Below are 26,711 nucleotides of genomic sequence, written 5' to 3' on the forward strand. Positions count from 1 at the left end.
GTCATTATTTCGCCGTGATGACCGTGATGGCCCTGAGAAATGTGGTGGGGGGCGGCATCCTTCAGGATGCCGCCCCCCATCGTGGCGTTAATACACCATCAATCGCCAGGGCAGATGAGCCTTAACGTTCATGCGTTATATACGCCATCGACACCCAATCGTGCATCAGGATTGAGCAGCATAGCCGCCTCCACTTCATGAGGATCACGATCAGGACCGACCTCACCTAAGCGGCGAGCAACTACAGGCTCAAACAAAGATTGCTTGCCCATCATGCCGAACTGACGTTGACGTGCACCCGCGGCAAGGCGTTCATTAGCACGGTCGATCCATTGCTGGGCAGCCTCATCGCAGTACTGGCTGCGAATAGCGGACTCGAACGCTGCCGGATGGACGATGGCAATAAGTCCACTAACATGACCGAAGCCTAGTGAGGTGAGCAGACCACAACGGACCGGTGCACTATTACCACCTTCTATCGATACTGCGGAGGCACCAATGGCCAGCGGGCGGCGCGGCCACACCCAGAACGGGTGATCGCGGAATACTTCATCCACACAATCAAGCGAGGCATTCCCAGGAATCACACCGGTGGCAAGAATCTCGGTCAAGCCGGCCACCTGGAACACTGCGGCACCACCCTTGGCATGACCTGTGACGGTCTTCTGCGATACAGCGAAGAGCGGATTACCTTCTGTACGTCCCAGTGCCCGAGCCAGACGGGTGTGAAGTTCAGACTCGTTGGGATCATTCGCACCGGTGGACGTGTCGTGCTTGGAAACCACGGCTACGTCATCAGCGTCCACGCCGAGAGCCTTGAGTGAACGAGCCAAGCGAGACTCGCTACCACCGCGTCCTGCCGCCAGAGCGCCCAGGCCAGGGGCCGGGATAGAGGTGTGTGCGCCGTCGGCATAGGAGGAGACGAAGCCGAGAACGCCGGCGACGGGCAGACCCATCTCATAGGCCACGTCACCGCGGGCAAGGATGACGGTACCGCCACCTTGCGCTTCGACGAACCCGGAGCGACGTCGGTCATTAGCACGAGAGTAGTGGCGCGGAGCGATGCCCTTGCTCTCCATCACGCTGGCCTCAGCCGTGGCATTCATGTCACCGAAGCCCACCACTGATTCAATCGAAATATCGTCAATGGCTCCGGCGACCACTATCTGCGCCTTGCCGAGAGCAATCTTATCGAAGCCCTCTTCAATGGATACGGCAGCTGTTGCGCAGGCACTGACCGGCTGGACCATGGAGCCGTAGCCGCCGATGTAGGACTGCATGACGTGAGCAGCCACCACGTTCGGCAGGGCTTCCTGAAGAATGTCACTGGGGCGTTCAGTGCCCAGGAAACGACCAACGAACAGTTGACGCATGGATTCCATACCGCCGAAGCCAGTGCCCTGAGTGGAGGCCACATCACTGGGATGAACTGCCTGAAGCAATTCAGCCGGAGTGAAGCCCGCGGACAGGAACGCGTCCACCGCGGTCACCAAGTTCCAGGATGCAATACGGTCCAGTGATTGCGTCATCGATGCGGGGATACCCCAACGCTGCGGATCGAAATCCCTGGGGAACTGCCCACCCACCGTGCGAGACAGTGCCGCACGCTTGGGCACGCGGACCAAGGAACCAGCCAGTCGAGTGACCAGCCATTCGCCACCGTCATCCTGGGTGAGGCGGGTGTGCTCAGGATCTTGCATCACAATCTGCTGAGCAGCAGCCTCATCCTGGACAGGGAAAGTCACGTCTCGATCCAGGTAGACGCTGGCTTCCTGGTCGCTAACAGGGGCAATGAGCCCGTCATCGACGAAGGTGCGAATACCGCATCGAGCAACCACGTCATCACGGAAACGTTCAAGAATGTCGGCTTCGTCGACGAGTTCGTCATCCTGGTCATACCATCCCGCCTTCGGAGAATCCTTCCAAGTAAGCAGACCCATCCCCCAGGCTAGTTCCAGGACGCCCGCTGCGGTGAGTTCCACCTCGTCCCCGGTGGTCATACCGAGTTCGGCTTCACGGCGCGTCCGGCCTGAACCCCAGGTGGACACTTCACCGGTCGAGACGATGACCACCATGTCCTCCAGAGAGGTGGTTACTTCGCCCCATGCTGCGTAGGTCGGCTGAACCGGAGTACCAGGCGTGGGCAGAGCAGCAATGGACGCATCCGTTTCGTTGCTCTCATCTTCACCCGTGACGACGCCGCGTGCCGCCTTTTCCTTTACGGCTACCAAGTCAATTCCCTCGCCTAGGCCACCAGTGAAGTCTGCGGTGAGGGGCTCGTTCTCAGCCTGCTGGCGTGCCTCAGCAGTGCACAAAGTAAGGAGCTTATCGGCTATCTCCTGGGTGCTCCAGGTTCGTACGCCAGTAGATTCCACGGCGTCAACGAGAGGATCGTTTCCACCCATGAGACCAGTTCCGCGTACCCACCCGATGAGGGGGTGAGCGAAAGTGACGCGACTGGCCCATGTCTTTTCCACGTGCCATTTGTTCACCACGGCATCAAGAGCAGCCTTGACTTCACCGTAGGCACCGTCACCGCCGAAGGTACCGCGATTGGGACTGCCGGGCAGCACCACATGCATGGTGTGATCGACGTGGGTATCCATACCAATTGGTGCCAGAGCACCAATAAGGCGTTCAACACTCCACAAGAGCACACGGCTTTGCAATTCCGTATCGCCACCGGCATCGGCTAGGCGGCCAATGACACGAGGAGCAGCGAAGGGGAAGAGCAGATCAGGCACCTGTGCAGGCTTTGTCACCGTAGTTTTTCCGCCTGCTGTAACGGACTGCTCATGGCCAATCCAATCTGCCAACGCATCCACATCTCGGTAGGAAGCCAGGTTGGCCGGGACCATCCAGAGCATCGCGTCGAGTGAGGCGTGCTTGCGGTAAAGATCCTTGGCAAAGTCCAGGCGGGCTTGGCTGAGGCGTGAACTAGTGGCGATAACGGTTGCTCCGCCTTCGAGCAGGCGAGCAACCACCGAGGAAGCGATGGAACCTGGTGCTACACCGGTGACCACGGCGACCTGACCACTGAATTCAAGGCTCAAAGTTTTTGTATCTGCCAGGATGGTCAGGTCTTCAAGAATGCTCCGACGCTCCTGCTCAGCACTATCGCTGAGTTTGGTCACCCACCACTGTGCCTGCTGAGCGATGGCCTGACGAATCGAGTCATCACCATCGCGCAAACGCTCAGCGTTGAGGCGCTGTCGCCCCTCCTCAACACTGAGTTCTCCCAGTGCTAAGCGGGCGCAATCTTCGCGAACTGTTGCCCACCGGTCATCGATGAGCACTGCGCGCTGTGCCTCGAAAGCAGGGGCTACAGCAGAGACCCAACCGGGGCCCATTTCTTTAGTCAAGGTATCCAGAGCTGTGGCATCTTCAGGAGAAATACCCGTTGCCTGGTCAGTCTCAGTTTCCAGGCCGAGTTCACTGAGCAACGTCCGGGCTGACTTTGCCAAGGCACCGTCGGGACCGGTGAGAGCTGCAGCGAAAGCATCAAGTGCTGCGGAATCAACCATGCTGCCGCCTCCCTCGCCACCAGCTGTGGGAAGAGCCACCGCAATGCCCAGATCATGGCTGACTGCGTTCACCGCAGCATCAATCAATGCGTCAACATCAGCGGCATTACTCCGTGGAGAGGCACCCAAAGTGGAGAGCGTGTCTCCACGCATGGAATCGCCTTCTCGCGTTCCCAAAATGATGGCCGCTTGAACGTGGGCAACCCATGCATCGTTTAGCCCCCACGTGTTTTGTACACGGTCAGCGATGTGGCTAGCACGAACACCCGAGGGGCCGAGGATACGGGAAACGGTGACACGCAGCGCTTCGGTGAGAACCGGCCCGAAGGGACGGTAACTGCTTGCTCCCTTAGCAACAGTCTGAGCTAGAGCGGTCATGTCAGAATCAGCGGCGCCGTCGATTGAAGCCAAACTAAATTCTGACCCCATATCCATGAGTAACTGGTTTCGTCGTGAACTTACGCCATTGGTCAGAGACTCAGTGGTATCTGTGGGATTGATTTGCTCAGGACGAATACGTGCTGCGTAAGCGAGCAACACGGTGAGACCATCACGTGCTCCAAACGTCACGCTACCCGCGGCGGGATCGGTTTGTTGACCTGGCGATACCTGTACGGAGGGCACATCAGATGGCGCAGCACTGCTTTCACTTGTGGCTGGTGGAGTAAGTGCAGGTGCGGTGCTCTCTTGGCCATTGGGTGACTGCGGTGTACTGTCCGATTCGGGCGTGGCAGGCGTGGTGCGTGGTCCAGACTGAGGCAGCGTCTCATCGACAGCGGAATCAGAGTCCGTGGCAAGAACACGTGCTTCATCTCGGCGAACATTCCAGACGGTGACATGGCGGCCCTGGTAAGCAGGAAGTGTCAGGGTCTTTGCTGCGAGGTTCGCGAGCGTTGGTGAATGAGCCAGGCCCACTTCGATCAGTGCCTCAATACCCAGGCCAGAAGGCGCCGAGGAGATGAGTACATCCTGAGTCTCAATCCAACGCACGGGGCTAGCGAACTGCCAGGCGAGCAACTCAATGAGAAGCGTGCGAGCCCACGCCTGACGATTCGCTGAAGCATCGTCAAAATTGTTCAAAGCCTGACGAATAATTTCAGAGGGGACGACGTCAACAATGGATTGTGCGAACTCGCGGTCCAGGGCGAAGGGACGTGCCACGAGGTTCGGCACGTACTTGCCGACGAGGCGATCCACATCAATGGTGTGAGGAACCAAAGCATTGAGACGATCACGGAATTCACTCACTCCAGGTCGCAACACGCTGGAGTGGAAAGGCACGTCAATTCCGGGCACCAGCATGAAGGGGTTCTTGCCACCGTGAGCAGCCGCTTTTTGCTGTGCGTCGGTTTCAAGCGCGCTGAGCCCAGCAATGGTGCCGGCAATCGCATACTGCACACCAGCAAGGTTGTGGTTGACAATCTGAAGGAATTCGCCGCTGTCTTCAGCAATGGATGCAACATATGCCTCCACCTCATTCGCGCTAATACCACACTGGTTGGGCCGCAGTGCTCCCATTCGGTAATTGGAATGTCCAGCACAGTCTCGAGGAACCAAGGTGTGCATCGTGGAGCCGCGGTGGAAGACGATGGAGAGCATCGTCTCTACCTCGAAGATATTGCCGTAGGCGGATAATGCTGTGTATTCGCCCAGGCTGTGACCAGCGAATGCGGCATGGTCAACCAGAGCACCGCGTTCCTTTAAACGTGCCGTTGATGCCATGGCCACTGTCGCCAGTGCCACCTGAGTGAACTGCGTGAGGTTAAGCAAACCTTCGGGATGCTTATAGGTCACACCTCGTGCGGTAAGTTCAGTGGGGTTATCACGAACCAGGGCAATGACGGAGAATCCCAGTTCTGCGCGAGTGTGAGCGTCGGCGCGATCCCAGATTTCTTTGGCTGCCGGAGATGCTGCACGCTCATCCAGCCCCATGCCTTGGATTTGAATACCTTGGCCGGGGTAGAGATAAGCAGTTTTCCGGGGAGCACATGTTGCCGTGCCACGAGAGACAATGTCGCCGTTGATTCGGCAGGTTACTTCGAGAGTTTCTCCACCGCCATTGACCAGACCAACACGGTCTACCGTGATTTCGACTTCATCATTCAACTGCACAGGACCGTGCATGGTGTAAGTCCACCCGATAATTGTGTGTCCTTGACCATGGGCATCGACGCAAGCAGCGACTTGCTGGGCAGTGGCGCTGAGCCACATGCCGTGGACCAGCGGAGCATCCATCCCTGCCACTTGTGCAGCGTGATAGGAAGTGTGAATGGGATTGAAATCTCCGGTGACACGAGCGAAAGCGGTCATGTCTCCCGGGGCGATCACACGAACCTGACGCAGCGTGCGCCGTTCCGCATCCACCACTGCAGCGCCTGTATTTCCATATAGAACGGGAGCAGAGGGAGTAGCACTACCTGAAGCACGTCCACGGATAGCAAAACGTTCAGTCATGAGTGCTACGACACGGGAGTTTTCTTCACTGCCGGTGAGGAACTGTAAGTGAACGTTGACCACACGTCCAGCACTGGATTCCTCTAAACTATGGACCCATCCGTCCACACGGATTTCTTGCCCCAGAGAAGCCAAGCGGCGCAACTCCTTATCACCGCAGGCAACATGGACGGTGTGGTCCAGGTGAACCGCACCAAGCAGGCCTTCAATCAACGGCATTCCCTCTTCAATCACTGAACCGAGGGCGGCGTATACCACGGGCCAAGCAGGGCCGAGCAGAGCATCAGGAACAATCTGGGCGGGCGTGAGCCACTGAGGAAGTACATTAGCCGTGACCGACGCGTGATCGTGACCCAAGGTGGCAGCGAGAGTAAAGGTGTTGTGAACAGTACCGAACTCTTGGCTGGCTAGGTCTCCACGAGCATCAACAGCACCGGGATGAGCAGGTTGCACAACCGGCAGATGGTCGATGACATCACCAGTAATAGATGTGGCACCCACACCAGCGGTGCGTTTGAGCAAATCACCCATCGTCTGAGGAAGACGAGAAGGATCCACAACTGGCACTCCCCCATCGCGGGCAGGATTGAGGACGAGGGGAACAACGAGTTCACGAACTGCGTGGAAATTCTTACCGCCTGGAATGTCATCCCAGTGGGTATCCAATTCGATGACCACGTCAACGGCATCAGGGGCAATGTCAGTGCGTTCCACAATCGTGACGCACTCATGGGCCAACACATGTGCCGGGTTGGCGGTCATGTGACCGTTCCACAACACGTGCGGGCAATGGCGGACGAGGTCCGTAGTCGAGGTCAGTGGATTACCGGCCACGGTGCCCTGACGTGATACCGCGTCACGAACAGGACATTCGGCATTGCGCAATGCTTCGATACAGGCACTTTCGAAACGTCCAAGCAGTTCACCGACCGGCTCATTAATGCGGTCAATGCCGGCAACTGACACAGGTCCGGGAATGATACGAACGGCATCAGCACTGTAGCGAGGATCTTGAGACTGCCATAGGGAGTCAGTTCCCCACCACCGCAGAATATCGGCATCAACAACCGGGACAAAGGGAACGGGTTTGGGATGCTTCCGGCATAGGTCAATGAACCAGGCACAGTCACTGGGTGACACGCGTACGTCAGCAGCCTCTGGGTACGTCTCAAGTAAGCGCTCTAAAGCCAGATCGGCATCCAGAACATCATCAAGTTCGCTAAAGAGGGTGGGAATCAAACCATGGTCAGCAGCGTTCAGGCGTGCTTCGATGCGCTGCAGTAGGTCACGGTAACGGTCAGCCCACGCGAGATCAGCCCAGCGCTCTTCAGCACTGGCTCCCGCGGGACGAGCACTAGCCGGAGCCCAGCACAGTTCTGCATAACGCCGTGCCCACTGCGCGTAGGTCATGGCATCCACATCACCGAAGTAGGGCTTGGCGGTGTGTGACAGGGCCTCAATCATGTCGTCGCGACGCGATGCCATGAGTTCTTCATCGCCTGCGAGTTCTTGAATGAGTCGTGATGCGCGCGCTGAAGCGTTATCAATCTCGTACAGGTCAGCGCGTAGGTGACTCAGGCCGCTGGTCATGCCTCCTGCTGAAGCACCTGACGCTACCCAACCACCAGGGTGTGTGGGGTCAGAGGGGGAGATTCCGGGCGTATCAACGAGGAGTTGCTTGACGTCATCATTGGTCAATGCTTCAGCACAGGTCATTGCTGCCGTGCCGACGAGAACACCATCCACGGGCATGGGTGCCGTGTTGTAAGCCAAAGCCCACGAACCGGTGATGTAGTCAGCCGCACGCTCGGGAGTACCGATACCACCGCCCACACACAGAACCACGGTGGGAACCTGACGAATATCGTCATAGGTTGCCAGCAGCATGGAATCGAGGTCTTCCCACGAGTGGTGGCCACCTGCATGGCCATCCTCGACCTGCATGATGATGGGCAGTTCAGGAACATCGCGGGCAATGGCCAGGACCTGGCGAATCTGATCGATAGTGCCGGGTTTCAGCGCAATATAGGGGAACCCCTCATCATGGAGGCGGCGCAGAAGTGCCCGAGCTTCATCACGTTCAGGGATACCCGCACTGATGCAGATACCGTCAATGGGGGCACCTGCGGCGCGAGCTCGGGAGAGAGTACGCTGGGTGCCCAAGTGGAGGTTCCACAGGTAGCGATCCATGAACATGGCATTGAATGCTGCGCTACGACCCGGTTCAAGAAGATCAGACAAACGATCGACATTGCTGGTCAGTACCTCAGCCGTTACCTGTCCACCACCAGCGAGTTCAGCCCAGTAGCCAGCGTTTGCGGCGGCTGCAACAATTCCTGGGTCAACGGTTGTTGGAGTCATACCCGCGAGCAGGATGGCACTGCGCCCAGTGAGTCGAGTAAAGGCCGTATCCACCACAACCTTGCCATTGGGGAGACGAGTCAGACCAGGTGCGAATGCGGTTCTGCGTCGAGGAGCAGATACGGCCACACCCGGACGACTCACATCATCGATAGCGCGAGCACTGCCGACACTCACAACCGCCACATCAGTACCGGCGCACACACTCTGGGTAAGGCGCGTAAGCACATCACCAGGCCCACAATCGATGACCAAAGGGCAACCTGCACTGGCATGTGCCATATCCAGTTCTATCGCATCTGCGATGACAGAGGGCCAATCCACCGGATCGCACAGCACCGCCTGAGCCAATTCACCGGCAAGTGCCGTATCAAGGCCACAACGCTCGGCCCAATCCACCACGCACTCCACCGCGGGGCGGAGCAGGTCCGTGTGGAAAGGGACGGTTGTACTGAGATATTCCGTGACAGGTGTGAGCACACTGCCACCCCGCCTCTTAGCCTGACGCTCGGCAATTGACTTCTCCGCAAGACGTTCAAGGCTGCGCTCAACCATCCGAAGATCTTCGGGATATCCGCAGGCAATGAAGGCATCAGCGCCATTGCACACTCCAATGCGAACCTCGCGGCCCTGAGAAGCAGATACCTGTGCGAGAACAGATTCCAGAAGGTCACGGCTCACGCCTCGGACGGACAGCATGGGGCTTGAGTCCCCATCAGAGACAAGATTGAGGCGGCGGGTAGTGCGTGTGGCAGCAGCGCCAATGAGGTGAGCAATGGAGTGAATAGTGATCACATCGCGCGATGAGCCACTGGACAGCGCATCAAAAAGAGCCACGCCAAGGACACCTTGGGAATGACCAATGACTGCCTGAGGGCGAGCAACGGCTTCCTCACCATAAAGCGCTAGACCCGCGCCGCTGAGAGATTCAAGAATGGCGTGCTGAGTCAACACGATGCCAGGCACAGAAATATCTGTGCCTTCACCGCTGACAATTTCCGGCGTTGAGGCGAATGCCGATACCCCCTCCCCGTAGGACGAATCAATCACTAGTTGGCTACCACGGAGTAACTCGATTCCTTGAGGAGTGATGGTGAGTAACTCGTGTGCAACGGGCGCAAGCATACTGGCGCATGCGGCGTCGTAATGAGCGAGTACGCCGGCCACATCCTGGTCTGTTTCAAGCAGGGAAGATAGGGTGGCGCGCCATGGCGTTGCTTGACCAGCGAATGAGAGAACAAACGGGGCGCCCTGTGCGCACAACGTAGCTAACGGGGTGGAAGAAGTCATGGAAGTTCCTTTAACGAGGCGGACTGAAAGCCGCGTAACGAATGGTGAAAAATGGATTAGAGGGGGCAGTTGTCGTGCTTACGCAGTTCACCGTCCAGGCCGACGCGTTTAGTTTTGAGAGCGGCAAGAGAGTCAGCGATAACGCGACGTGTCTGCGATGGGGCGATCACGGCGTCGATTTCTCCGAGCGCTACGGCCTTTTCTGGATTGATGACTTTTTCGGTGTAGTCACGAACAAGGCGTTCGTGTTCGGCGTTGACATCGCCGCCCTGCTCCCGTATTTCGTTAAATCGACGCCGATGAATAATTCCCACTGCACCGGCAGCTCCCAGCACAGCAATTTCGGCACCAGGCCAACAGAAGTTCATGTCGGCGCCGATAGCCTTGGACCCCATAACAATGTAGGCACCGCCATACGCTTTGCGGAGAACCACAGTAATGAGTGGGACGGTAGCCGAGGCATAGGCATGGATCACTTTGGCACCACGGCGGATGATGCCTGCGTGTTCTTGTTCAGCTCCGGGACGGTAGCCAGGAACGTCAACTAGCGTGACTACAGGAAGACCAAAGGCATCGCAGCAGCGCACGAACCGTGCAAGTTTTTCACTGGCATCTACATCGAGCGTTCCTGCATCAACACCAGGATTATTCCCCACGATTCCCACGGGATGACCTTCAATGCAGGCAAAGCCAACGACTACATTCTGGGCGAAGTCTTGCTGGACTTGGACGAGTTCTCCGTGGTCCACCAAGGCACTCATGACTGCGGCAATGTCATAGGGAGAGCGTGTGGAGGCGGGAACGAGGGAACCGACTGATTCTGCTGCCTGTTCATCACTGAAACGGTCCTCGTCTGTGTAAGTATATTGCGGAGGCTCTTGCCCACTATGTGAGGGTAAATAGGCCAAAAGTGTACGGACATGCTCAAGAGCTTCGTCCTCGTCGTTCGCCACGTAGTGGACTACCCCTGAGACGCTTCCGTGAATATCGGCCCCGCCAAGGTCTTCGGCGCTGATGCGTTCACCTGTCACAGCGCGGACCACATCCGGGCCGGTGACGAACATATGTGAAGCTTCACGGGTTGCGATGACTACGTCAGTGAGAGCGGGACAATAGACCGCTCCCCCAGCACATGGGCCAAGGATGACGCTAATTTGTGGAATTACGCCGCTGGCCGCGCAAGTGCGGTTAAAGATTCGACCATATTGACGCAGGGCTCCTACGCCTTCTTGAATTTTTGCTCCCCCGGAGTCAATGAGCCCAATAACGGGAATGCGAAGGCGGAGAGCATCATCAAGGAGACGAACGATTTTGTCTCCCTCAACCTGACCTAAGGCGCCACCCGAAATCGAGAAATCTTGGGAGTAGACGGCAACTTGTCGGCCATCAATATGACCAAAACCTGTAACTACGCCGCTCGGTGAGGCTTGGGGGCCAGGACCTGTGCCCATGAACTGACCAACTTCAAGGAATGACTCGTCATCGAGAAGTTGAGTAATGCGTTCGCGTGCGGTGAGTTTGCCTTTGGCATGTTGACGTTGTGCCGCGCGAGTTTCAGCGCTGGATGACACGTTGTGTTGGTGAGAGCGGAAGGCATGAGTCGCTGGTGCGTTGTCCATGGTGCATGCCTCGGGCCGAAGAGTGGGAGCAGCATCAGTGGACATGCTGAAGTGGGTTGGTGTGCTCATTCGGACTCCTGAGATTCAAGGCGGACAAGAACATCGCCGTTACTCACCGTGGCACCAGCGCACACGCAAATTGACTTAATTGTGCAGTCGGCAGGAGCGTGCACGTAGTTCTCCATCTTCATTGATTCCAAGACGACCAAAAGGTCCCCTTCGCTAACCTGGCTTCCGGGTTCCACGCAGATTCGAGTAACGATGGCTTGCATCGGAGAGACGATTGTGTGGCTATCGGCGTTGACCTCTGTTTGACGGGTACGTGCCACAGCAGAACTGCGTCCACGAAGAGGTTGCATGCGTCGGGCGCTGACGCCACGCCGTGTTCCACCACCGGCAAGAATGCCGTCGGGAAGCGTCAATTGGACGCGGCGTCCGTTGAGCTCGATGACGTAAGTGGAGCGGGTGCGCGGACTGTCCACTACCTCATTGGGAACAGAGGGAGCCTGAAGTCCACTGCTGACGGAAAGAGTTTGCTGGGAATCGAGGAATTCAGGAAGACCGACCTCTTCAATCCATCGGGTAGAGATGGAGTAGAACGCTTGATCGTCAGCATCGGTCACTTTAGGGTGATTGATGAGGAACTCATGGAAGGGAAGGCAAGTGCGCAGACCAGAAAAGTGGGTTTCTTTTAGGACTCGCTGTGCTCGGGCCAGTGCTTGCTTACGAGTGGGTGCAGTGATGATGAGTTTGGCGAGCATGGGATCGAATAAGGCAGTGACGGTGTCTCCTTCACGTACACCGCTCTCAACTCGTACGCCATGACCTTCGGGCCAGTGCAGGGACGTGATGGTCCCTGTTGATGGAAGCAGTCCATGTGCAGGATCCTCACTCGTGATACGCAATTCGATGCTGTGTCCGTGAACATCGGGGATAACCGGCAAATCTTGGTGCGCGGCGATCGCAATCTGGAGTGCTACCAAGTCCAAGCCGGTGACTTCTTCACTGACGCAATGTTCCACTTGAAGACGGGGGTTGACTTCAAGGAACCAGAGATCGCCGGTATCGGTATATAAGAACTCGCAGGTTCCTACCCCCACGTAATTGACATAATCGAACAGTGCTTGAGAATCGTGGATTAACTGTTCTTCAATATGAGAAGGAATGAACGGAGCCGGTGCTTCTTCGAGAAGTTTTTGATGACGCCGTTGCAAAGAACAATCACGTGTCGAAATAACTGCAAATTTGCCGTGGGCATCACGTGCACACTGCGTTTCGATGTGGCGTGCTCGTGCGATGAATTTTTCAAGAATTTGTGGTGCCGGACCATTCGCACTGGCTCGCTGTCCAGGAGTGGTGCCTTGATGCTCGCCAAGTGCTGGGGTTGCCATGACATCGTCATCAGAGGCTAGAACGGTAATGCCTCGTCCTCCCCCACCATCAGTACGTTTGAGGGCGACAGGATAGCCATACTGATGTGCGAAGTCAGTAACCTCGTGACGAGACGTAATGGGAGAAGAAATCCCAGGAACTGGGTGAACTCCCGCACGGCTAGCTGTCAAACGAGCGGAGAGTTTATCTCCCAACGCCGTCATCGCTTGCGGCGTTGGCCCAATCCACGTAATTCCCCTATCGATAAGTTCTTGGGCGAACTCGGCATCTTCTGACAGGAAACCATAACCAGGATGAACCGCGTCAGCACGAAGTTCTTGGGCGAGGCGAACTAGAACATCGGCACTGGTATACGTGGCGCCGGATGGCAAGGCGTAGGCCTCGTCAGCTAATTCTGCTGCGGGACTCATCAAGTCATCTGGTGTGTATACCACGATGGACGTGATACCCAGCTCCTTGAGGGTACGGACGATACGTAAGGCTATTTCGCCTCGATTCGCAATCAATATGCGGTGAAAAGGCACGTGTGCGCTCCTGACGATGGTGGAGTCAGCACTATGAGGAATCCTCAATGCTGATAATCAACACTCCAACGTTAGAGAAGTTCCGTACCCTTCTATGTTTGTGGAAACATCACAAATATGAGCAATATTTTTTTCGAGCGTAGTTGGGGACTATTTTTCTTAGTTATCTCGCTAAATTGGTGATATTTCTAAGAAATATGCACTGCATAGTTTAGGGAATGTCTACAAATCTTCCTTTCTTATCTGTCGAAGGAGTGGAGGAGCCTCGGGGCGAACACTTGTGCCTTTTCCTCAACCTGTGCGGATTGAAAGACTATGGAAAATAGGTGTTGAGTTAGTGAGTCGGCTTTACTCAAGAATTGCGTTTTGAAGTATCAACTCGCCGCGCCTGGTAATGATTACTGGTGAATTGTGCTGGAAAGTACGCAGTGAACCGGAACGCCAGGTGTTAATGGGGCAGGTAGCGACGAGCAGAGATGGACTGCATCATGAGGAAGTTCCATCATGGCGTCATGATGAGAGACGTAGAGCAAAATTGTGGCGAAATGGCCCGTTTCGTGGGCAGCACATAAAGCGAGAATGAGAGCGCGGAAGGGCGGGATCGCTATTGGATTTAGGAACATGCCGCCAAAGAACACGCCTCCATAGCGTGAAGTGAGGTGGCGATGGGTCACGATGAGGCTAAAGAATAGCGACTATTGAGAAAAGAAATTAGTGGGAATGGGAATTGGCCAGTTGGCGCAGAATGGCAATCTCTTCGGCGGCATTTTCTGCTTGAAATACTGCTGACCCTGCGACGAACACGTCTGCACCGGCTTCAGCAGCCCGTTCGATTGTTTGGCGAGAAACACCACCGTCAATCTGAATGCGCAGATCCAAATGCTCACGGTTCATTAACTGCCGTGCCTGCGAAATTTTTGGAAGCATGCCTTCGATAAATGATTGGCCTCCAAACCCCGGCTCGACAGTCATGATTAGCAGCATGTCGAATTCTGACAGGACAGACTCCACTGCGCTAAGTGGCGTGGTGGGCCGTAAGGCAATACCGGCTCGTGAACCAAGACGGTGTAATTCGCGTGCTAAGCGAATAGGAGCCATGCACGCTTCACTATGCGCAGTGACAGTGTGGCAACCAACCTCCGCATATCCAGGAGCCCAGCGGTCAGGATCCTCAATCATCAGGTGAGCATCGATAGGGAGATCGGTGGAATGCACGACCGTTTCCGTCACTGATAAACCCCACGAGAGGTTGGGGACGAAATGGTTATCCATAATGTCGACGTGAACGCCATCTGCTGACGAAATTGCAGCTACTTCATCAGACAAATGGCCCAAGTCACAGTTGAGAATTGAGGGATGAATACGTGATGCCATCATGTCTCCCGAAGTAGGTTAGGCGGTACGTTGGATCAATGCACAAAACATAGCGTCTGTTCCATGCGTATGAGGCCATAACTGCAAGTAATCGCGTGACGGATCTACCTTATCAATGGAAAGGCCCTGTCCCCCATGCGAAGCGAACAAATTAGTCACGTTGTCCATGGGGGCTGACGTGATGCCTTCAGCCGCCGGGCCATGAACGTTGCTCATCGCGGGTAATGCGTTTAACGGGCGGACCACAGCGTCTGGAAAAAAGCGACGCAGCACATCACGGACCACCATATGGGTTTCAAGAACATGCGGTGAACAAGTTACATACGCAACGACTCCCCCGACACGAGTCGCTTTGAGAGCACTGGTGAGTAACTCGCGCTGAATCTGGGACAGATCAGTGACATCACTGGAAGATTTACGCCACCGAGCTTCTGGGCGCCTACGTAGTGAGCCCAAACCCGAACAAGGAGCATCAACAAGAACACGGTCATAACGGGCAGGCTCGTCGTCTCCAATGAGGCGGCCATCGCTGCAGCGCACTTCAACGGTGGATTCATCCAACGCATGGCATGAGCCGCGGACTAAGCCTGCACGGTGCGCGGTTACTTCGTTAGCAACCAGGAGGGCGCCACGTTGCTGAGCACGAGCTCCCAGAAGAGCCGCTTTACCACCTGGACCCGCACACATATCGAGCCATTGCGTATCAGAACCATCAATAGGAAACTCAGAGAGGGCAAGGGCTACCATTTGGCTGCCTTCGTCCTCAACACCGGCACGAGCCGCACGAACCGATCCCACGCGACCTGGTTCACCGCCGTCCATCACTACAGAAAAGGGGCTGTAAAGGCCGGGTACGGTGCCAAAAGTGGTAGCTTTACGTGTTTCTTTGGCCAGGTCTGCTGGGTCAATGAGACCAGGGCGAGCGCACAATGTGACCGGAGGGTTGGTGTTATCAGCATGAAGCAAATCATCGATTTCCTCAGCATCATGACCATTTGCCACTAGTGCCTGGCGCATCGCAGCCACAATCCAGCGCGGGTGACTCGATGTGTCTGCTAAAGCCATGAGTTCATCGTCAGCGCTGTTCCAGAGTAGTTCGAGCCACTCGTCAAGGCTTCGTTCACTGAGACGACGCATGACTGCATTGACGAACTTTGCTGCCCCACGACCACACGCCATGGTCGCCAAATCGACAGTAGTGGAAACCGCAGCGTGCGTGGGGATACGCATGGCGTGAAGCTGGTGAGTACCTAAGCGCAGGACATCAAGAACTGTGGGATCTACAGCATCAAGGGAACGGTTGACGCAATGCTCAATCATTGCGTCGTAACGTCCTAGCAAACGCAGTGTGCCGTAGGTGAGTTCCGTGGCCAACCCGGCATCACGTCCGTGAAGATTGGCTTCTTTGAGCATGTCAGGCAGAACGAGGTTGGCATAACCACCGTCGCGCTGCACAGTGGTGAGCACTTCGAGGGCAGTGCGGCGTGCCGGATCAATTACAGGGGTTGACGACGCAGCGTGCTCACCACCGCCGTGGTGGTTGCCGTGGCGGTGGCTGTGGCCATGGCGGTTGCCTGGTTTTGGGCGGTTAGCGGTGCTGGAACGGCGCGGAGTCTTTTTTGAATGAGACTGAGGAGATGCCATCAGACCAACTCACCGCCGAAGGCTGAGAAATCATCAAGCCGAGCACCACGGGCCCACGCGGCGGCTTTCATCGGTTTCTTTCCTGCGGGAGTGACGGTATCGAGGATAAGTGCACATGAGCCGGTACCCACACGAACTTCATGCTTAGTTGCTTGAATCTGACCGGGCGTTAATGACGTATCAGCCGTATCGATGTCCGCGATTGTCAGTCCCATTTTTTTGCCATCAAAAACGCTCCACGCCCCCGGCGCAGGAGTGACACCACGCACTACGTTGTGGATCTTTTGGGCAGGCTGAGAGAAGTCGATATGTCCATCTTCCCGATCAAGCATGGGAGCCAGTGAGGCGTTGTCTTCTGATTGCGGCGTGGCAGCGATACTGCCATCGGCAAGGCCATCCAGTACACGCTTCATCAGATCTGGTCCGCGCAGAGCCAGACGATTGAGAAGGTCTCCAGCAGTCTCATGAGGATCAACAGGAGTTTCCTCCATGAGGAACACATCACCAGTATCAAGGCCCTCGTCGAGGCGGAAAATTGTTGCACCACTAGTGGTGTCACCATTCATTAGGGCGCGCTGAACTGGCGCAGCCCCGCGCCAAGCAGGCAATAAGGAGAAGTGCAGATTGAGCCAGCCGTGTGTGGGGACAGAAAGAAGGTCAACTGGAACAAGACGGCCGTATGCGACCACTACGGCGACGTCAGCTTGGCATTTACGGACCCATTGCGTAATGTCTGCATCTCGCAAGGTGCGAGGTGTCTGAACATCGCAGCCACGCTCACGGGCTATTGCGGCCACAGGTGAGGGATGAAGAGTACGCCCACGCCCTTTTCGCGCATCAGCACGAGTCAATACCCCGACAACCTCATGAGCAGGGTCATCAAGTAGTGCTTCCAATGTGGGAACGGCGACCTCGGGGGTGCCAGCAAAAAGAACGCGCATAGCGCTAACTTTACGGTTTGTGGCTGAGGCCTGCTAGCAGCGCCCGGGCGGGTACTTAGTGGCTCATCACACCTAGGTCATGTAAAGCAGCACGTAATTGGCCGGCAGTGGTGAACTGGATGGCATTAAGACCTACATTTTGGGCGCCGTGGACGTTGGCGGAACTGTCATCGATGAAGAGTGCGCGTGTACGGTCAATGCCGTAGCGTTCAAGCGTGAGTTCATAGATACGTGGATCGGGTTTAGTCAGGCCTTCTGCCCCACTGACCACTACGCCATCGAATACGTCGAGAATAGGGGCGAAAGACACGGCGTTCTCAAAAAGGGTGGGATCGAAGTTTGTCAGGCCTACCAGGCGGATGCCCCTGTCGCTGAGAGAGACGAGGAGATTGGTAACTCCTGGGACTGGACCGATGAGTGAACTGGTGTGATTGTCCCGGTATATGCGCATGATGTCCGCATAGTTGGGGTGGTCCGGGTGCTCGTGGAGAATAGTGCCGATGATGTGGTCGAAGGGCACTCCTGCGTCCATCATGGAATTGTATCGATGGAAGGGGGCGTTATTGGAGAACTCTTTCCATTCCTCGGTGGTGATATGACCAGCAACGGCGCCGAGCGGATCCCACTGCACCAAGACATTGCCGTAATCCACGATTAACGTGTCATAGGGGCGAGACGAGGCGTCTGCCGGTGCCATGAACGTCTCCATGCTGTCAGTCATAAGGTCATCATACGGGCTGCTTTGAGAAGGACCATTGATTACCACAGGGTTGCTGGGTCGCAATTGATTTTCACTGGTTCTAACCGGTGAGCTGAACGGGTAACACTGAGTGAACGCAGCATGGTTGTGAGGTCTTTTCCGAAGGCGGCCGGTGTACGCACCACACAGACCCATCGCGTTTCATCACCTGTTTCACTGGGGAATGGGCCAAGCAATTCTGTAGGGTGGTCTGCTGCGATGGCGCTGCGGATGCTTTGCGTTACTGACTGGAGTGCTGTTCGGCTTCCCTCAATGCGTGCGGTGCGCCATAGTGGCGGAAGATGTAGTTCACGGCGTTCGTCTAGTTCCCGGTGTGCGTAGCCTTCCATGTCCCAACGGACGAGAGTAGCCGCGAGTGTTGGGTCTGGGTCCCCAAGGAGAAGGACTGGCGCATCGGGGTGGGCAAGGCTGATTGCTTTACTCCAAGTGGCTAGGGCCAAAGTTCCACTATTGAGATGCGGGCGAGATGACAACGACCATGCGTCGAGTATCACGACGCCGCGATAGCCATTTTTAGCAATAGGCTCATTTCCCGCAGTGGCCACAACCACACGGGGCGTATGGTCAATGGTGTCGATGGAATCGTCACCATTGGGGGTAGTTGAGTACATGACCGAAATTTTGGGCAGTGATCGGGCGAGTTCGTCGGCGGTACGTATCGCTCCCCCACCAATCACGCGGTAAGCAGTTGAACCGCAACGCCAACAGGGCTGAGGAATGTAGGGATGTTCAGCCAACACGCACCCTAGACTTTCCGGTTGCTGTGAAGTGTTCAGGTGTTTTCTACCGCTTGTTCGTAAGGGAGTGATGACTGACTGGCACACAGTGCAATGTGCGTGAGCACGGCATCGTGCACAGACGAGAATCGGCCGTGCCACGCTGTGGGCAACCTGGACTAGTACAGGCCCAGAAGTAACTGCACGCCTAATTAGGCTGAGGGCACGGGAGGGAATACGTGCGTGACCTGAAGCTCCTTCCGCCTCAAGATCCTCATATGTTGGGGCCTGGACTTTGGCGAGGTGCTTACGCTTGAGCGGCCGAGGTGCGCTGATGGACTGCGCCCATCCAGCTTCCACCCATGCCTGTGTCTCCACGCTACGGGTCAGGCCAGCGATAAGAAGAGGAATGTGCTCATGGGTGGAGCGTAATGAGAGGACTGTGCGTGTGTGAGCATAGGGTGAGCGCTGTTCTACATAATGTGAACTTACGTCATCAAGCATCATCATGAGGCCTGGATTAACCATAGGCGCGTAGGCGGCGCTACGGGTGCCCACAATGAGAGTGACTTGGCCGCTTAGCGCAGCGCAGTAGGCCTGATAGCGTTCAGAGTGCCCCTGGTTTGAGGTCATTAACGTTGCAGGAACATCCGGGCAGTGCTGGCGGGCGCCATCAAGGAATGTAATTGCTTGGCGGGTAGTGGGTAGCAGCACGAGAACGGATTTGCCGTGCTGGTGAGCTTGCTTAATAAGGGCGAAAAGAGCATGCCACGGGGTTGGGTTGTCTCCCTGGTGGTCAGGAACCCAGGTCCATACACCACGTGGAGTACGGACCGTGTGATCTGATTGTTCTGAATCGCGATGACATATCCAGGAATTGGAGAGGGCAGAAAAAAACTCGTGTCCGCCGTCGTAGTGAGCAAAAGTCTCTAGTGACTGTGAGCCCTCGGGGGTGGCGGAAAGTTTTTCACTGGTAATGTCACGTCCAAGAATGCTCGTGTTGCTAACTGGTAAATCACAGGTCCTGATAGGCAGAAACGTTTTTTCTACGCGTGCATGACGCGGAGGAATGGCTAAGCGCAACACATCAGGAATCGTGCATGCGCAGCGTTGAGCTACTGCTTGGGCCAGATCGAGCAGGTTAGGGGTCAATACAGGGAGCGGAGAAACAACTCTGGTTAAGTCGATCAGAGTGCCTATATGAGTGGTTAAAGAGTCCCGTTTGAGGATCCATCCATCAAGATTTTTGTGGCTTCCTAATCGGACAACAACCCTTACACCGGGCTGAGCGTCGGCGTCCATAGTTGGTGGTACCAGATAGTCGAAAGAACGTGCCATGTGCGGTACCGGAGCATCCACGAGAACTCGCGCAATGGGTTTGGTCACTCCGCGAGCCTGGGCTGGGGTGACAGAGTGCGCATGACCAAGTAGTGGCATATCGTCATCTCTTGCACCAAAAAGATCGAATCCTGCCGTGTGCTCGCTACTCACCTGGCTAAGTGTGTACTCGCCTGAGCGAATATCAGGTACCGCAAGAGTACGAATGTCCATCGCTGTGGGAGTATCCGCCGATGGTGGAAGAGAATTGTGCTCTAAAGGCAATGCAGCCCGATCCGCGGTGCGAGGTGACATGGGTTCGGGCTGCATAGGCAGAAGTGAATCATACGGCTGCGCGTAATGCATCCACCTTATTGAGTTCTTCCCAGGTATAACCAGAGCGGCCAAAGTGTCCGTATGAACTGGTTGAGCGGTAAATCGGACGTAGAAGATCCAGATCGCGCACGATTGCGGCTGGGCGAAGGTCAAAAACTTCAGCAACCGCGGCACTAATGCGCTCGTTGGGAACAGTGTTGGTGCCGAAGGTCTCGACGTACAGGCCTACCGGGTGTGCGCGACCAATCGCGTAAGCAACCTGCATTTCACAGCGGCTAGCCAGTCCAGCGGCGACAACATTCTTGGCAACCCAACGCATAGCGTAAGCACCAGAACGGTCAACCTTCGATGGGTCCTTACCAGAGAAGGCGCCGCCACCGTGGCGAGCCATACCACCATAGGTGTCTACGATGATCTTGCGGCCGGTTAGGCCTGCATCGCCTGCGGGACCGCCGATAACAAACTGCCCTGAGGGGTTCACTAAGACGCTGGCTCCCTGCGTACGTACATCGAGTTGTTCGGATTCAAGAACAGGGTTAATGACTTCATGAGTGAGGGCATCGGTGAGCCATGCGCGGCTGCGGTCAGCGTCATGCTGTGTGGACACTACGACGGTATCCAGCCCCACGGGACGGTCACCTTCGTAGGCAATGGTGACCTGGGTCTTACCATCAGGGCGAAGTCCTTCAACGATGCCGGACTTGCGGACGTAAGCCAGGCGTTCTGCCAGGCGGTGAGCAAGGTGGATAGGGAGAGGCATGTAGGCATCAGTGTCCTGGCAGGCGTAGCCAAACATGAGGCCCTGGTCGCCAGCGCCCTGCGCGTCGAGCGGGTCCACATCGGAGCCATCTTCACGGACCTCAAGAGCCTTATCCACACCTGCAGCAATGTCGGGACTCTGCTGACCGATCGAGACGGATACGCCGCAACTGCGGGCATCAAAGCACACATCAGATGAGGTGTAGCCAATGGCGGCAATCTCATCGCGGACAATTTCCGGGATTTCAACGTAAGCGGTGTCAGTGGTCACTTCACCTGCGACATGAACCAATCCGGTGGTCACCATGGTTTCAACAGCGACGCGAGCGGTGGGGTCTTGTTCAAGGATGGCATCGAGAATGGCATCGGAGACCCGGTCACAGACTTTGTCTGGGTGACCTTCAGTAACGGATTCAGACGTAAAAAGACGCAGGGATTCACTCACGTGCGTAAGTCTATTACCGATTAGGGCCCAGATTGGACACAGCGCAATATCTCACATCATAAAAGCACAGTGAGAGGGAATGACTCAGCGTTCTTCGCGGAGGCTATTAGTGATGAGAGCGATGAGATCTTGTGCAACATCTAACTTAGAACCATGGGTGACGAGCATCTGTTCGCCAGAGGAATTAAGGACGGTAACGTGGTTAGGCACATTACCAAACCCTTGCCCATCCCCCACAGGATTCACGGCCAGAAATGTGGCGCCTTTACGGCGAGCTTTCGCTGCACCATGTTCAAGGACACTACCCGTGTCATCACCAGTTTCTGCGGCAAAACCCATGATGACCTGGTTCTCACGAACAGGGTTACTCACAAGTGAAGCAAGAATGTCTGGATTTTCCATCATCGTGATGGTTAAGCCTTTGCCACCTGACTCCGAGTGGTCTTTTTTGATCTTTGATTCCTCTACCGTCACAGGGCGGTAATCAGCCACAGCAGCAGCCATGATGATGGCGTCAGCGTGTACACCGGCATCACGGACTACGTTATACATTTCCATCGCGGTGATGACCGGGAGGATAGTAAGGTTTGGGTTTCCTTCAAGGGGTGCGAGAACGTCGGCACTGATATTGGCACTTACCAGGGTGACCCGGGCTCCACGGGACAGTGCTGCCTGCGCAAGAGCTACTCCTTGCCGCCCGCTAGAGGCATTACCAACGAAGCGAACGGGGTCAATGGGCTCGTGCGTTCCTCCTGCGCTGATGAGGATATGTGCGTCAGCAAGGTCATTGTGTGTGGCCTGCGCAGCGGGTGAATAGGTGAGGCAGTGGGCAACAATCGCCTCAGGCTCAGGAAGACGGCCCACGCCTGTATCTCCGCTAGTTAGTGAGCCACTGGCAGGCTCAATAATATCGATTCCACGTTGACGAAGAACAGTAACATTGTCTTGGGTGGCTGCATTTAGCCACATTTGCGTGTGCATGGCCGGGGCCATAATGATGGGGCATGTAGCGGTAAGAATCGTGGCACCGAGCATGTCATCGGCGCGGCCGATGCGGATTCGCGCCAGGGTATCAGCAGATGCAGGTGCCACCACAATGAGGTCAGCAGTTCGAGCGATCTCCACATGTTCAACAGCAGCTGGATCATCGAACAGGCCGGTGATCACAGGTGAGCCGCTGGCTGCAGCCAAAGCAGCTTTACCAATGAACTGAAGGGCTGATGGTGTGGCAATGACACGTACCTCAGCGCCCTGTTCGCGTAAGCGACGCACGATCATGGGGGCCTTATAGGCGGAGATAGAACCGGTCACGCACACAACAACGCGCCACGGTGTGGAAGCCGTGACGCGTTGCTCAACGTTTGTTGTCATGAGCGGGTGCTCAGATCACACGTTCTCAGAACTGGATGTCATCGACGCTGACGGGAGAAGCGGATTCTCCAGCCACGTCCAGATCCAGATCAGCGAACATGTCCTCTTCGGCAGCAGCGCGTGCCGCTTCTGCCTCTGCGCGGCGTGCGCGAGCAACGTCACCGGGAATAACCTCAAGTTTGTCCTGCGCGATTTCACGTAGGGCAACGCCGAGTGCTTTCTCACCGGGAGTTACGTCAACCAGCGGACCGAAGAACTCGAACTGGTTGTCTTCGAGCTGGAGGGCGTAGGAGTTGATCTGACGTGCGCGCTTGGCTGCTTCAACAACCAGGCCGTATTTTGAATCAACCTTCTCCAGGAGATCGTCAATCGGGGGGTTAGTGATGCCCTCGGGGTGAGCGACGGTTCCAAGCATGCTGTGGTTTCTCCGGAATCTACGAACGAATAACAAGCGCTGGACAAAAACTCCAGGCATTAACGATTTATCCTACCGCGTTATACCTATGAGTGCTGCCAACTCGTCCGTGGCACGTGCCACGGTATCGTTGATGACCACTTGGTCGAACTCATGAACAGCGTTCATTTCGACGCGTGCTGTGGCGAGGCGACGTTCGCGTTCCTCTTCATTTTCAGTGCCGCGGCCAACGAGACGATTGACCAATTCATCCCAACTGGGAGGCGCAAGGAAAACAAGCTGAGCTTCAGGCATCGCTTTCTTCACTTGACGTGCACCATCAAGATCAATTTCTAGTAAAGCAGGGCGACCTTCTTTAAGTTCTGCATCGACCGGGCCACGAGGGGTTCCATACTTGTTTTGTCCATGAACCACCGCCCATTCGAGCATGTCACCGTGGGTAACCATGTCATCAAACTGCTCGTGGGTGACAAAGTGGTAGTGCTGACCGTCTACTTCCCCAGGGCGCGGGTTACGGGTAGTCGCTGAGATCGATACAAACAAATCGGGGTAACGACGCCGCAACTCGGCTACCACTGTGCCCTTACCGACCGCTGTGGGTCCAGCAAGAACAGTGAGTCGTGCGGATTGTGTGGACGATGCCTCTGTACTCATGGGGTGATGCTACACAATCAACTCGGGCTTACCGCAGCGCGGCTGCGGCTTCATCAGTGGCTCGCAGAGCAGCAGCGCGTAGAGCGGAAGAATCCGGTCCCGCGCCGAGTACACCGCGAGAGGTGGAGGCGAGGACTTGGCGGCGCGCTGCGCCGAAGACTGCATGAAGTTCGGCCTGCCCCGCTCCTTGTGCGCCTACACCGGGAGCCAGAAGCGGAGCATTAGCCGCTTCAAGATCCAATTCAAGTTTTTCTACCGCAGAGCCGATGGTGGCTCCTATAACCAGGCCAACGCTACCGAGCGTGTCATTGTTACGTGCCGGAGCGTTCCATTCGCTCACGCCTTGCACAACACCTGCCGCAACGGCAGTACCATCTTCCATAATGGCATGCTGAACAGTATGGCCTTCAGGGTTACTGGTTAGGCCAAGAACGAACAATCCGCGACCGGTTTGGTGAGCCAATTCGAGGGCAGGTTTGAGAGAACCGAAACCGAGGTAGGGGCTGACGGTAATGGAATCAGCGACGAGTGGCGCACCATCGCGGAGATAAGCCTGAGCGTAGCCACCCATCGTGGAACCAATGTCTCCACGCTTCACATCGAGGATACTGAGGGTATCAAGGTCACGTAGAGCGCTGAGAACCTCTTCAAGGACGGCAATACCCTTGGAACCGTGGCGTTCAAAGAATGCGGACTGAGGCTTGACAGCAGCAACGCGGCCACCGATGGCATCCAACGTGCGTAGCGAGAATTCACGAATTCCGTGAGCGCTGTCATCAAGATCCCACGCTTGAAGGAGAGTTGCGTGCGGGTCGATTCCTACACACAAGGGCCCGCGATCATCCATGGCGGCGGCCAGGCGAGAACCGAAAGTTGGGGTGGTGGGGGTAGTTAATGCGCTCATGAGGCCAGTCTGCCACTGAGCACTGTCATCAAGCACCTTTCACATGCACGTATTGAGCCTTTGATATGGCAAATTTGTCACCAATGACGGTGACATTTCGAGTGCTACTAGAGAACAAGCCGATAGTTATCAATGTATTTATGCACGGTATGCAGTATCCCTCGTGATCAGAAGGCCAAAACAATGTTCTTCATCGGTAGAAGAAATGACGCAGCCTTGCTTCGAAAACGTTGGGGGGCCTGCCGGAACGGCAGGCCCCCCAAGTTCATCTGTGATGAGTTAGTTCAGAAGTGTCACTTCTCAACAGGTGCACCATCGAGAACGGTTGCACGGCCCTTGAGGAAGGTTGCCACGACCTGGCCGGGCAGTTCTTCACCTTCGTAGGGGGTGTTGAGGGAACGGGTGTACTGCTCTGCGCCCTTAACCACGCGGCGAACCTCGGGATCCACCACAGTAACGTTGGCGTAGGAGCCCACCTCAAGGGGCTGGCCCTGATCGGTGAGTTGACCAATCTGTGCGGGGCCCGCGCTCATTGCGCGAGCTACTTCACGCCAGGTCATCTTGCCGGTGTTCACCATAGTTTCGATGATGATGGGCAGAGCGGTCTCCAGACCGGTCATACCGAAGGCGCCGGCCTGCCACTCGCAGTCCTTGTCCTCAAGTGGGTGAGGAGCGTGGTCGGTGCCCACCACGTCGATGGTGCCATCGGCCAGAGCATCGCGGACAGCATCCACATCAGCCTGGGTGCGAAGAGGCGGGTTGACCTTGAAAATCGGTGAGTAAGTACAGGCCTTCTCATCGGTCAGGTACAGGTGGTGCGGAGTGACCTCAGCGGTGACCTGAATGCCGCGAGCCTTAGCGGCGCGGATGAGTTCAACGGATCCTGCAGTGGATACGTGGCAGACATGTAGGCGGCTGCCCACATGGTCAGCCAGGAGCACGTCACGGGCAATGATGGACTCTTCAGCAACGGCCGGCCATCCGCGCAGACCCAGTTCAGCGCTGAGGACGCCTTCGTGCATCTGGGCGCCCTCGGTGAGGCGAGGATCCTGGGAGTGCTGAGCGATCACGCCGTCGAATGCCTTGACGTATTCGAGTGCGCGGCGCATGAGGACGGGATCGGAGACGCACTTGCCGTCATCGGAGAAGACGCGGACGTTGGCCTTGGAGGCGGCCATGGCGCCCATTTCGGACAGGTGTTCACCCTTGAGGCCTTCGGAGACTGCGCCCACGGGGTGAACGTCTACGAAGCCTGCTTCTTCGCCTAGGCGCTGAACCTGTTCGACTACACCGGCGTTGTCAGCGACGGGTTCGGTGTTAGCCATGGCGAAGACTGCGGTGTAACCACCAACGGCGGCGGCGCGAGTACCGGTGTAGACGGTTTCGGACCCTTCGAATCCGGGTTCACGCAGGTGGGTGTGCATGTCGACAAGGCCGGGCAGGGCAATTTTGCCAGCAAGGTCATGACGGACGACGTCTTTAGGAGCCTGGGCGGCGGCGTCTGCGCCGATGGCTGCGATCTTGTCGTCAACGATAAGGATGTCAGTGGCGTCTTCGCCGTAGGGACGTACGCCGAGCAGCAGATGTGCGGTCATGATGTGTTCTTCTTTCAACGTCTGGTGAATGGGAGTGGGTCAGGCGATCGGCGCGGATTCGCCGGCGAGGAGTAGGTAGAGAGCAGCCATACGGACGCTCACACCGTTTCCTACCTGCTCAACCACGCGGCTACGCGGGTCATCTGCACACTCGGCAGTGATTTCCAGGCCTCGGTTCATCGGGCCGGGGTGCATGATGATGGCGTGCTTGGGCAGTGCCAGGCGACGCTCGTGATCGAGACCGTAAATACGTGAGTATTCACCAGGGTTGGGGAAGAAACCGCCGCCTGCTGCACTCATGCGTTCGCGCTGGACG

At 56.3% G+C, this 26,711-nt stretch carries 15 protein-coding genes and 1 pseudogene; all 16 read right to left on the reverse strand.

Annotated elements, in window-relative coordinates; all coding sequences use genetic code 11:
- Nucleotides 1-128: 128 nt before the first annotated feature.
- Complete coding sequence (locus A9753_RS04630; RefSeq protein WP_067780999.1) at nt 129-9,629, reverse strand: type I polyketide synthase; 9,501 nt, start codon at nt 9,627-9,629, stop codon at nt 129-131.
- Between the two features lie 56 nt (nt 9,630-9,685).
- Nucleotides 9,686-11,293 (reverse strand): acyl-CoA carboxylase subunit beta, encoded by a 1,608-nt coding sequence (locus A9753_RS04635; protein ID WP_067781169.1) that lies wholly within the window; start codon nt 11,291-11,293, stop codon nt 9,686-9,688.
- Nucleotides 11,294-11,313: 20 nt separating this feature from the next.
- Nucleotides 11,314-13,164 carry an acetyl/propionyl/methylcrotonyl-CoA carboxylase subunit alpha gene (locus A9753_RS04640; protein WP_067781002.1) on the reverse strand — a complete coding sequence of 617 codons (1,851 nt, stop codon included), beginning with the start codon at nt 13,162-13,164 and terminating at the stop codon, nt 11,314-11,316.
- Between the two features lie 398 nt (nt 13,165-13,562).
- Nucleotides 13,563-13,838 (reverse strand): hypothetical protein, encoded by a 276-nt coding sequence (locus A9753_RS09615; protein ID WP_141673308.1) that lies wholly within the window; start codon nt 13,836-13,838, stop codon nt 13,563-13,565.
- A 37-nt stretch (nt 13,839-13,875) separates the two neighbouring features.
- Nucleotides 13,876-14,538 carry a ribulose-phosphate 3-epimerase gene (gene rpe / locus A9753_RS04645; protein ID WP_067781005.1) on the reverse strand — a complete coding sequence of 221 codons (663 nt, stop codon included), beginning with the start codon at nt 14,536-14,538 and terminating at the stop codon, nt 13,876-13,878.
- Between the two features lie 18 nt (nt 14,539-14,556).
- On the reverse strand, nt 14,557-16,182 hold the full coding sequence (locus A9753_RS04650) for an RsmB/NOP family class I SAM-dependent RNA methyltransferase (RefSeq protein WP_083090309.1): 1,626 nt from the start codon (nt 16,180-16,182) through the stop codon (nt 14,557-14,559).
- A complete protein-coding gene (gene fmt, locus A9753_RS04655) occupies nt 16,182-17,123 on the reverse strand; it encodes a methionyl-tRNA formyltransferase (protein ID WP_067781008.1) in 942 nt (313 codons plus the stop codon). Before fmt ends, A9753_RS04650 begins: the two co-directional genes overlap by 1 nt.
- A gap of 55 nt (nt 17,124-17,178) precedes the next feature.
- Nucleotides 17,179-17,820, reverse strand: coding sequence for an HAD family hydrolase (locus A9753_RS04660; protein ID WP_176702729.1), 642 nt, complete (start codon nt 17,818-17,820; stop codon nt 17,179-17,181).
- Nucleotides 17,821-17,882: 62 nt separating this feature from the next.
- A complete protein-coding gene (locus tag A9753_RS09765) occupies nt 17,883-20,231 on the reverse strand; it encodes a primosomal protein N' family DNA-binding protein (RefSeq protein ID WP_176702730.1) in 2,349 nt (782 codons plus the stop codon).
- Nucleotides 20,232-20,259: 28 nt separating this feature from the next.
- The gene (metK, locus tag A9753_RS04670; protein WP_067781014.1) at nt 20,260-21,456 is read right to left on the reverse strand and encodes a methionine adenosyltransferase; all 1,197 of its coding nucleotides are present in this window, start codon (nt 21,454-21,456) and stop codon (nt 20,260-20,262) included.
- 84 nt (nt 21,457-21,540) lie between these two features.
- A complete protein-coding gene (coaBC, locus tag A9753_RS04675) occupies nt 21,541-22,827 on the reverse strand; it encodes a bifunctional phosphopantothenoylcysteine decarboxylase/phosphopantothenate--cysteine ligase CoaBC (RefSeq protein WP_067781018.1) in 1,287 nt (428 codons plus the stop codon).
- 25 nt (nt 22,828-22,852) lie between these two features.
- Entirely contained in the window at nt 22,853-23,242 is a 390-nt protein-coding gene (gene rpoZ / locus A9753_RS04680; RefSeq protein WP_067781021.1) for a DNA-directed RNA polymerase subunit omega, read from the reverse strand.
- Between the two features lie 72 nt (nt 23,243-23,314).
- On the reverse strand, nt 23,315-23,896 hold the full coding sequence (gmk, locus tag A9753_RS04685) for a guanylate kinase (RefSeq protein ID WP_067781023.1): 582 nt from the start codon (nt 23,894-23,896) through the stop codon (nt 23,315-23,317).
- A 28-nt stretch (nt 23,897-23,924) separates the two neighbouring features.
- Nucleotides 23,925-24,800, reverse strand: coding sequence for an orotidine-5'-phosphate decarboxylase (pyrF, locus tag A9753_RS04690; RefSeq protein WP_067781178.1), 876 nt, complete (start codon nt 24,798-24,800; stop codon nt 23,925-23,927).
- Between the two features lie 293 nt (nt 24,801-25,093).
- Complete coding sequence (locus tag A9753_RS04695; RefSeq protein ID WP_067781026.1) at nt 25,094-26,395, reverse strand: dihydroorotase; 1,302 nt, start codon at nt 26,393-26,395, stop codon at nt 25,094-25,096.
- Between the two features lie 39 nt (nt 26,396-26,434).
- Nucleotides 26,435-26,711, reverse strand: a pseudogene (locus A9753_RS10005) (aspartate carbamoyltransferase); the annotation flags it as partial.

This window comes from Actinomyces vulturis (genome assembly GCF_001687305.1).
Taxonomy (GTDB): Bacteria; Actinomycetota; Actinomycetes; order Actinomycetales; family Actinomycetaceae; genus Actinomyces; species Actinomyces vulturis.

Bases quoted from the DNA above. Each gene is read 5' to 3' on its own strand.
- coaBC (WP_067781018.1), bottom strand. From the start codon at position 22,827: ATGACAACAAACGTTGAGCAACGCGTCACGGCTTCCACACCGTGGCGC.
- A9753_RS04695 (WP_067781026.1), bottom strand. From the start codon at position 26,395: ATGACCGCACATCTGCTGCTCGGCGTACGTCCCTACGGCGAAGACGCC.
- A9753_RS04660 (WP_176702729.1), bottom strand. From the start codon at position 17,820: ATGGCACCGGCAGACGCCTCGTCTCGCCCCTATGACACGTTAATCGTG.
- rpoZ (WP_067781021.1), bottom strand. From the start codon at position 23,242: ATGCTTGGAACCGTCGCTCACCCCGAGGGCATCACTAACCCCCCGATT.
- A9753_RS04630 (WP_067780999.1), bottom strand. From the start codon at position 9,629: ATGACTTCTTCCACCCCGTTAGCTACGTTGTGCGCACAGGGCGCCCCG.
- A9753_RS04635 (WP_067781169.1), bottom strand. From the start codon at position 11,293: ATGTCCACTGATGCTGCTCCCACTCTTCGGCCCGAGGCATGCACCATG.
- pyrF (WP_067781178.1), bottom strand. From the start codon at position 24,800: ATGAGCGCATTAACTACCCCCACCACCCCAACTTTCGGTTCTCGCCTG.
- gmk (WP_067781023.1), bottom strand. From the start codon at position 23,896: ATGAGTACAGAGGCATCGTCCACACAATCCGCACGACTCACTGTTCTT.
- A9753_RS09765 (WP_176702730.1), bottom strand. From the start codon at position 20,231: ATGTCACCTCGCACCGCGGATCGGGCTGCATTGCCTTTAGAGCACAAT.
- fmt (WP_067781008.1), bottom strand. From the start codon at position 17,123: ATGCGCGTTCTTTTTGCTGGCACCCCCGAGGTCGCCGTTCCCACATTG.
- rpe (WP_067781005.1), bottom strand. From the start codon at position 14,538: ATGGCATCACGTATTCATCCCTCAATTCTCAACTGTGACTTGGGCCAT.
- A9753_RS04650 (WP_083090309.1), bottom strand. From the start codon at position 16,182: ATGGCATCTCCTCAGTCTCATTCAAAAAAGACTCCGCGCCGTTCCAGC.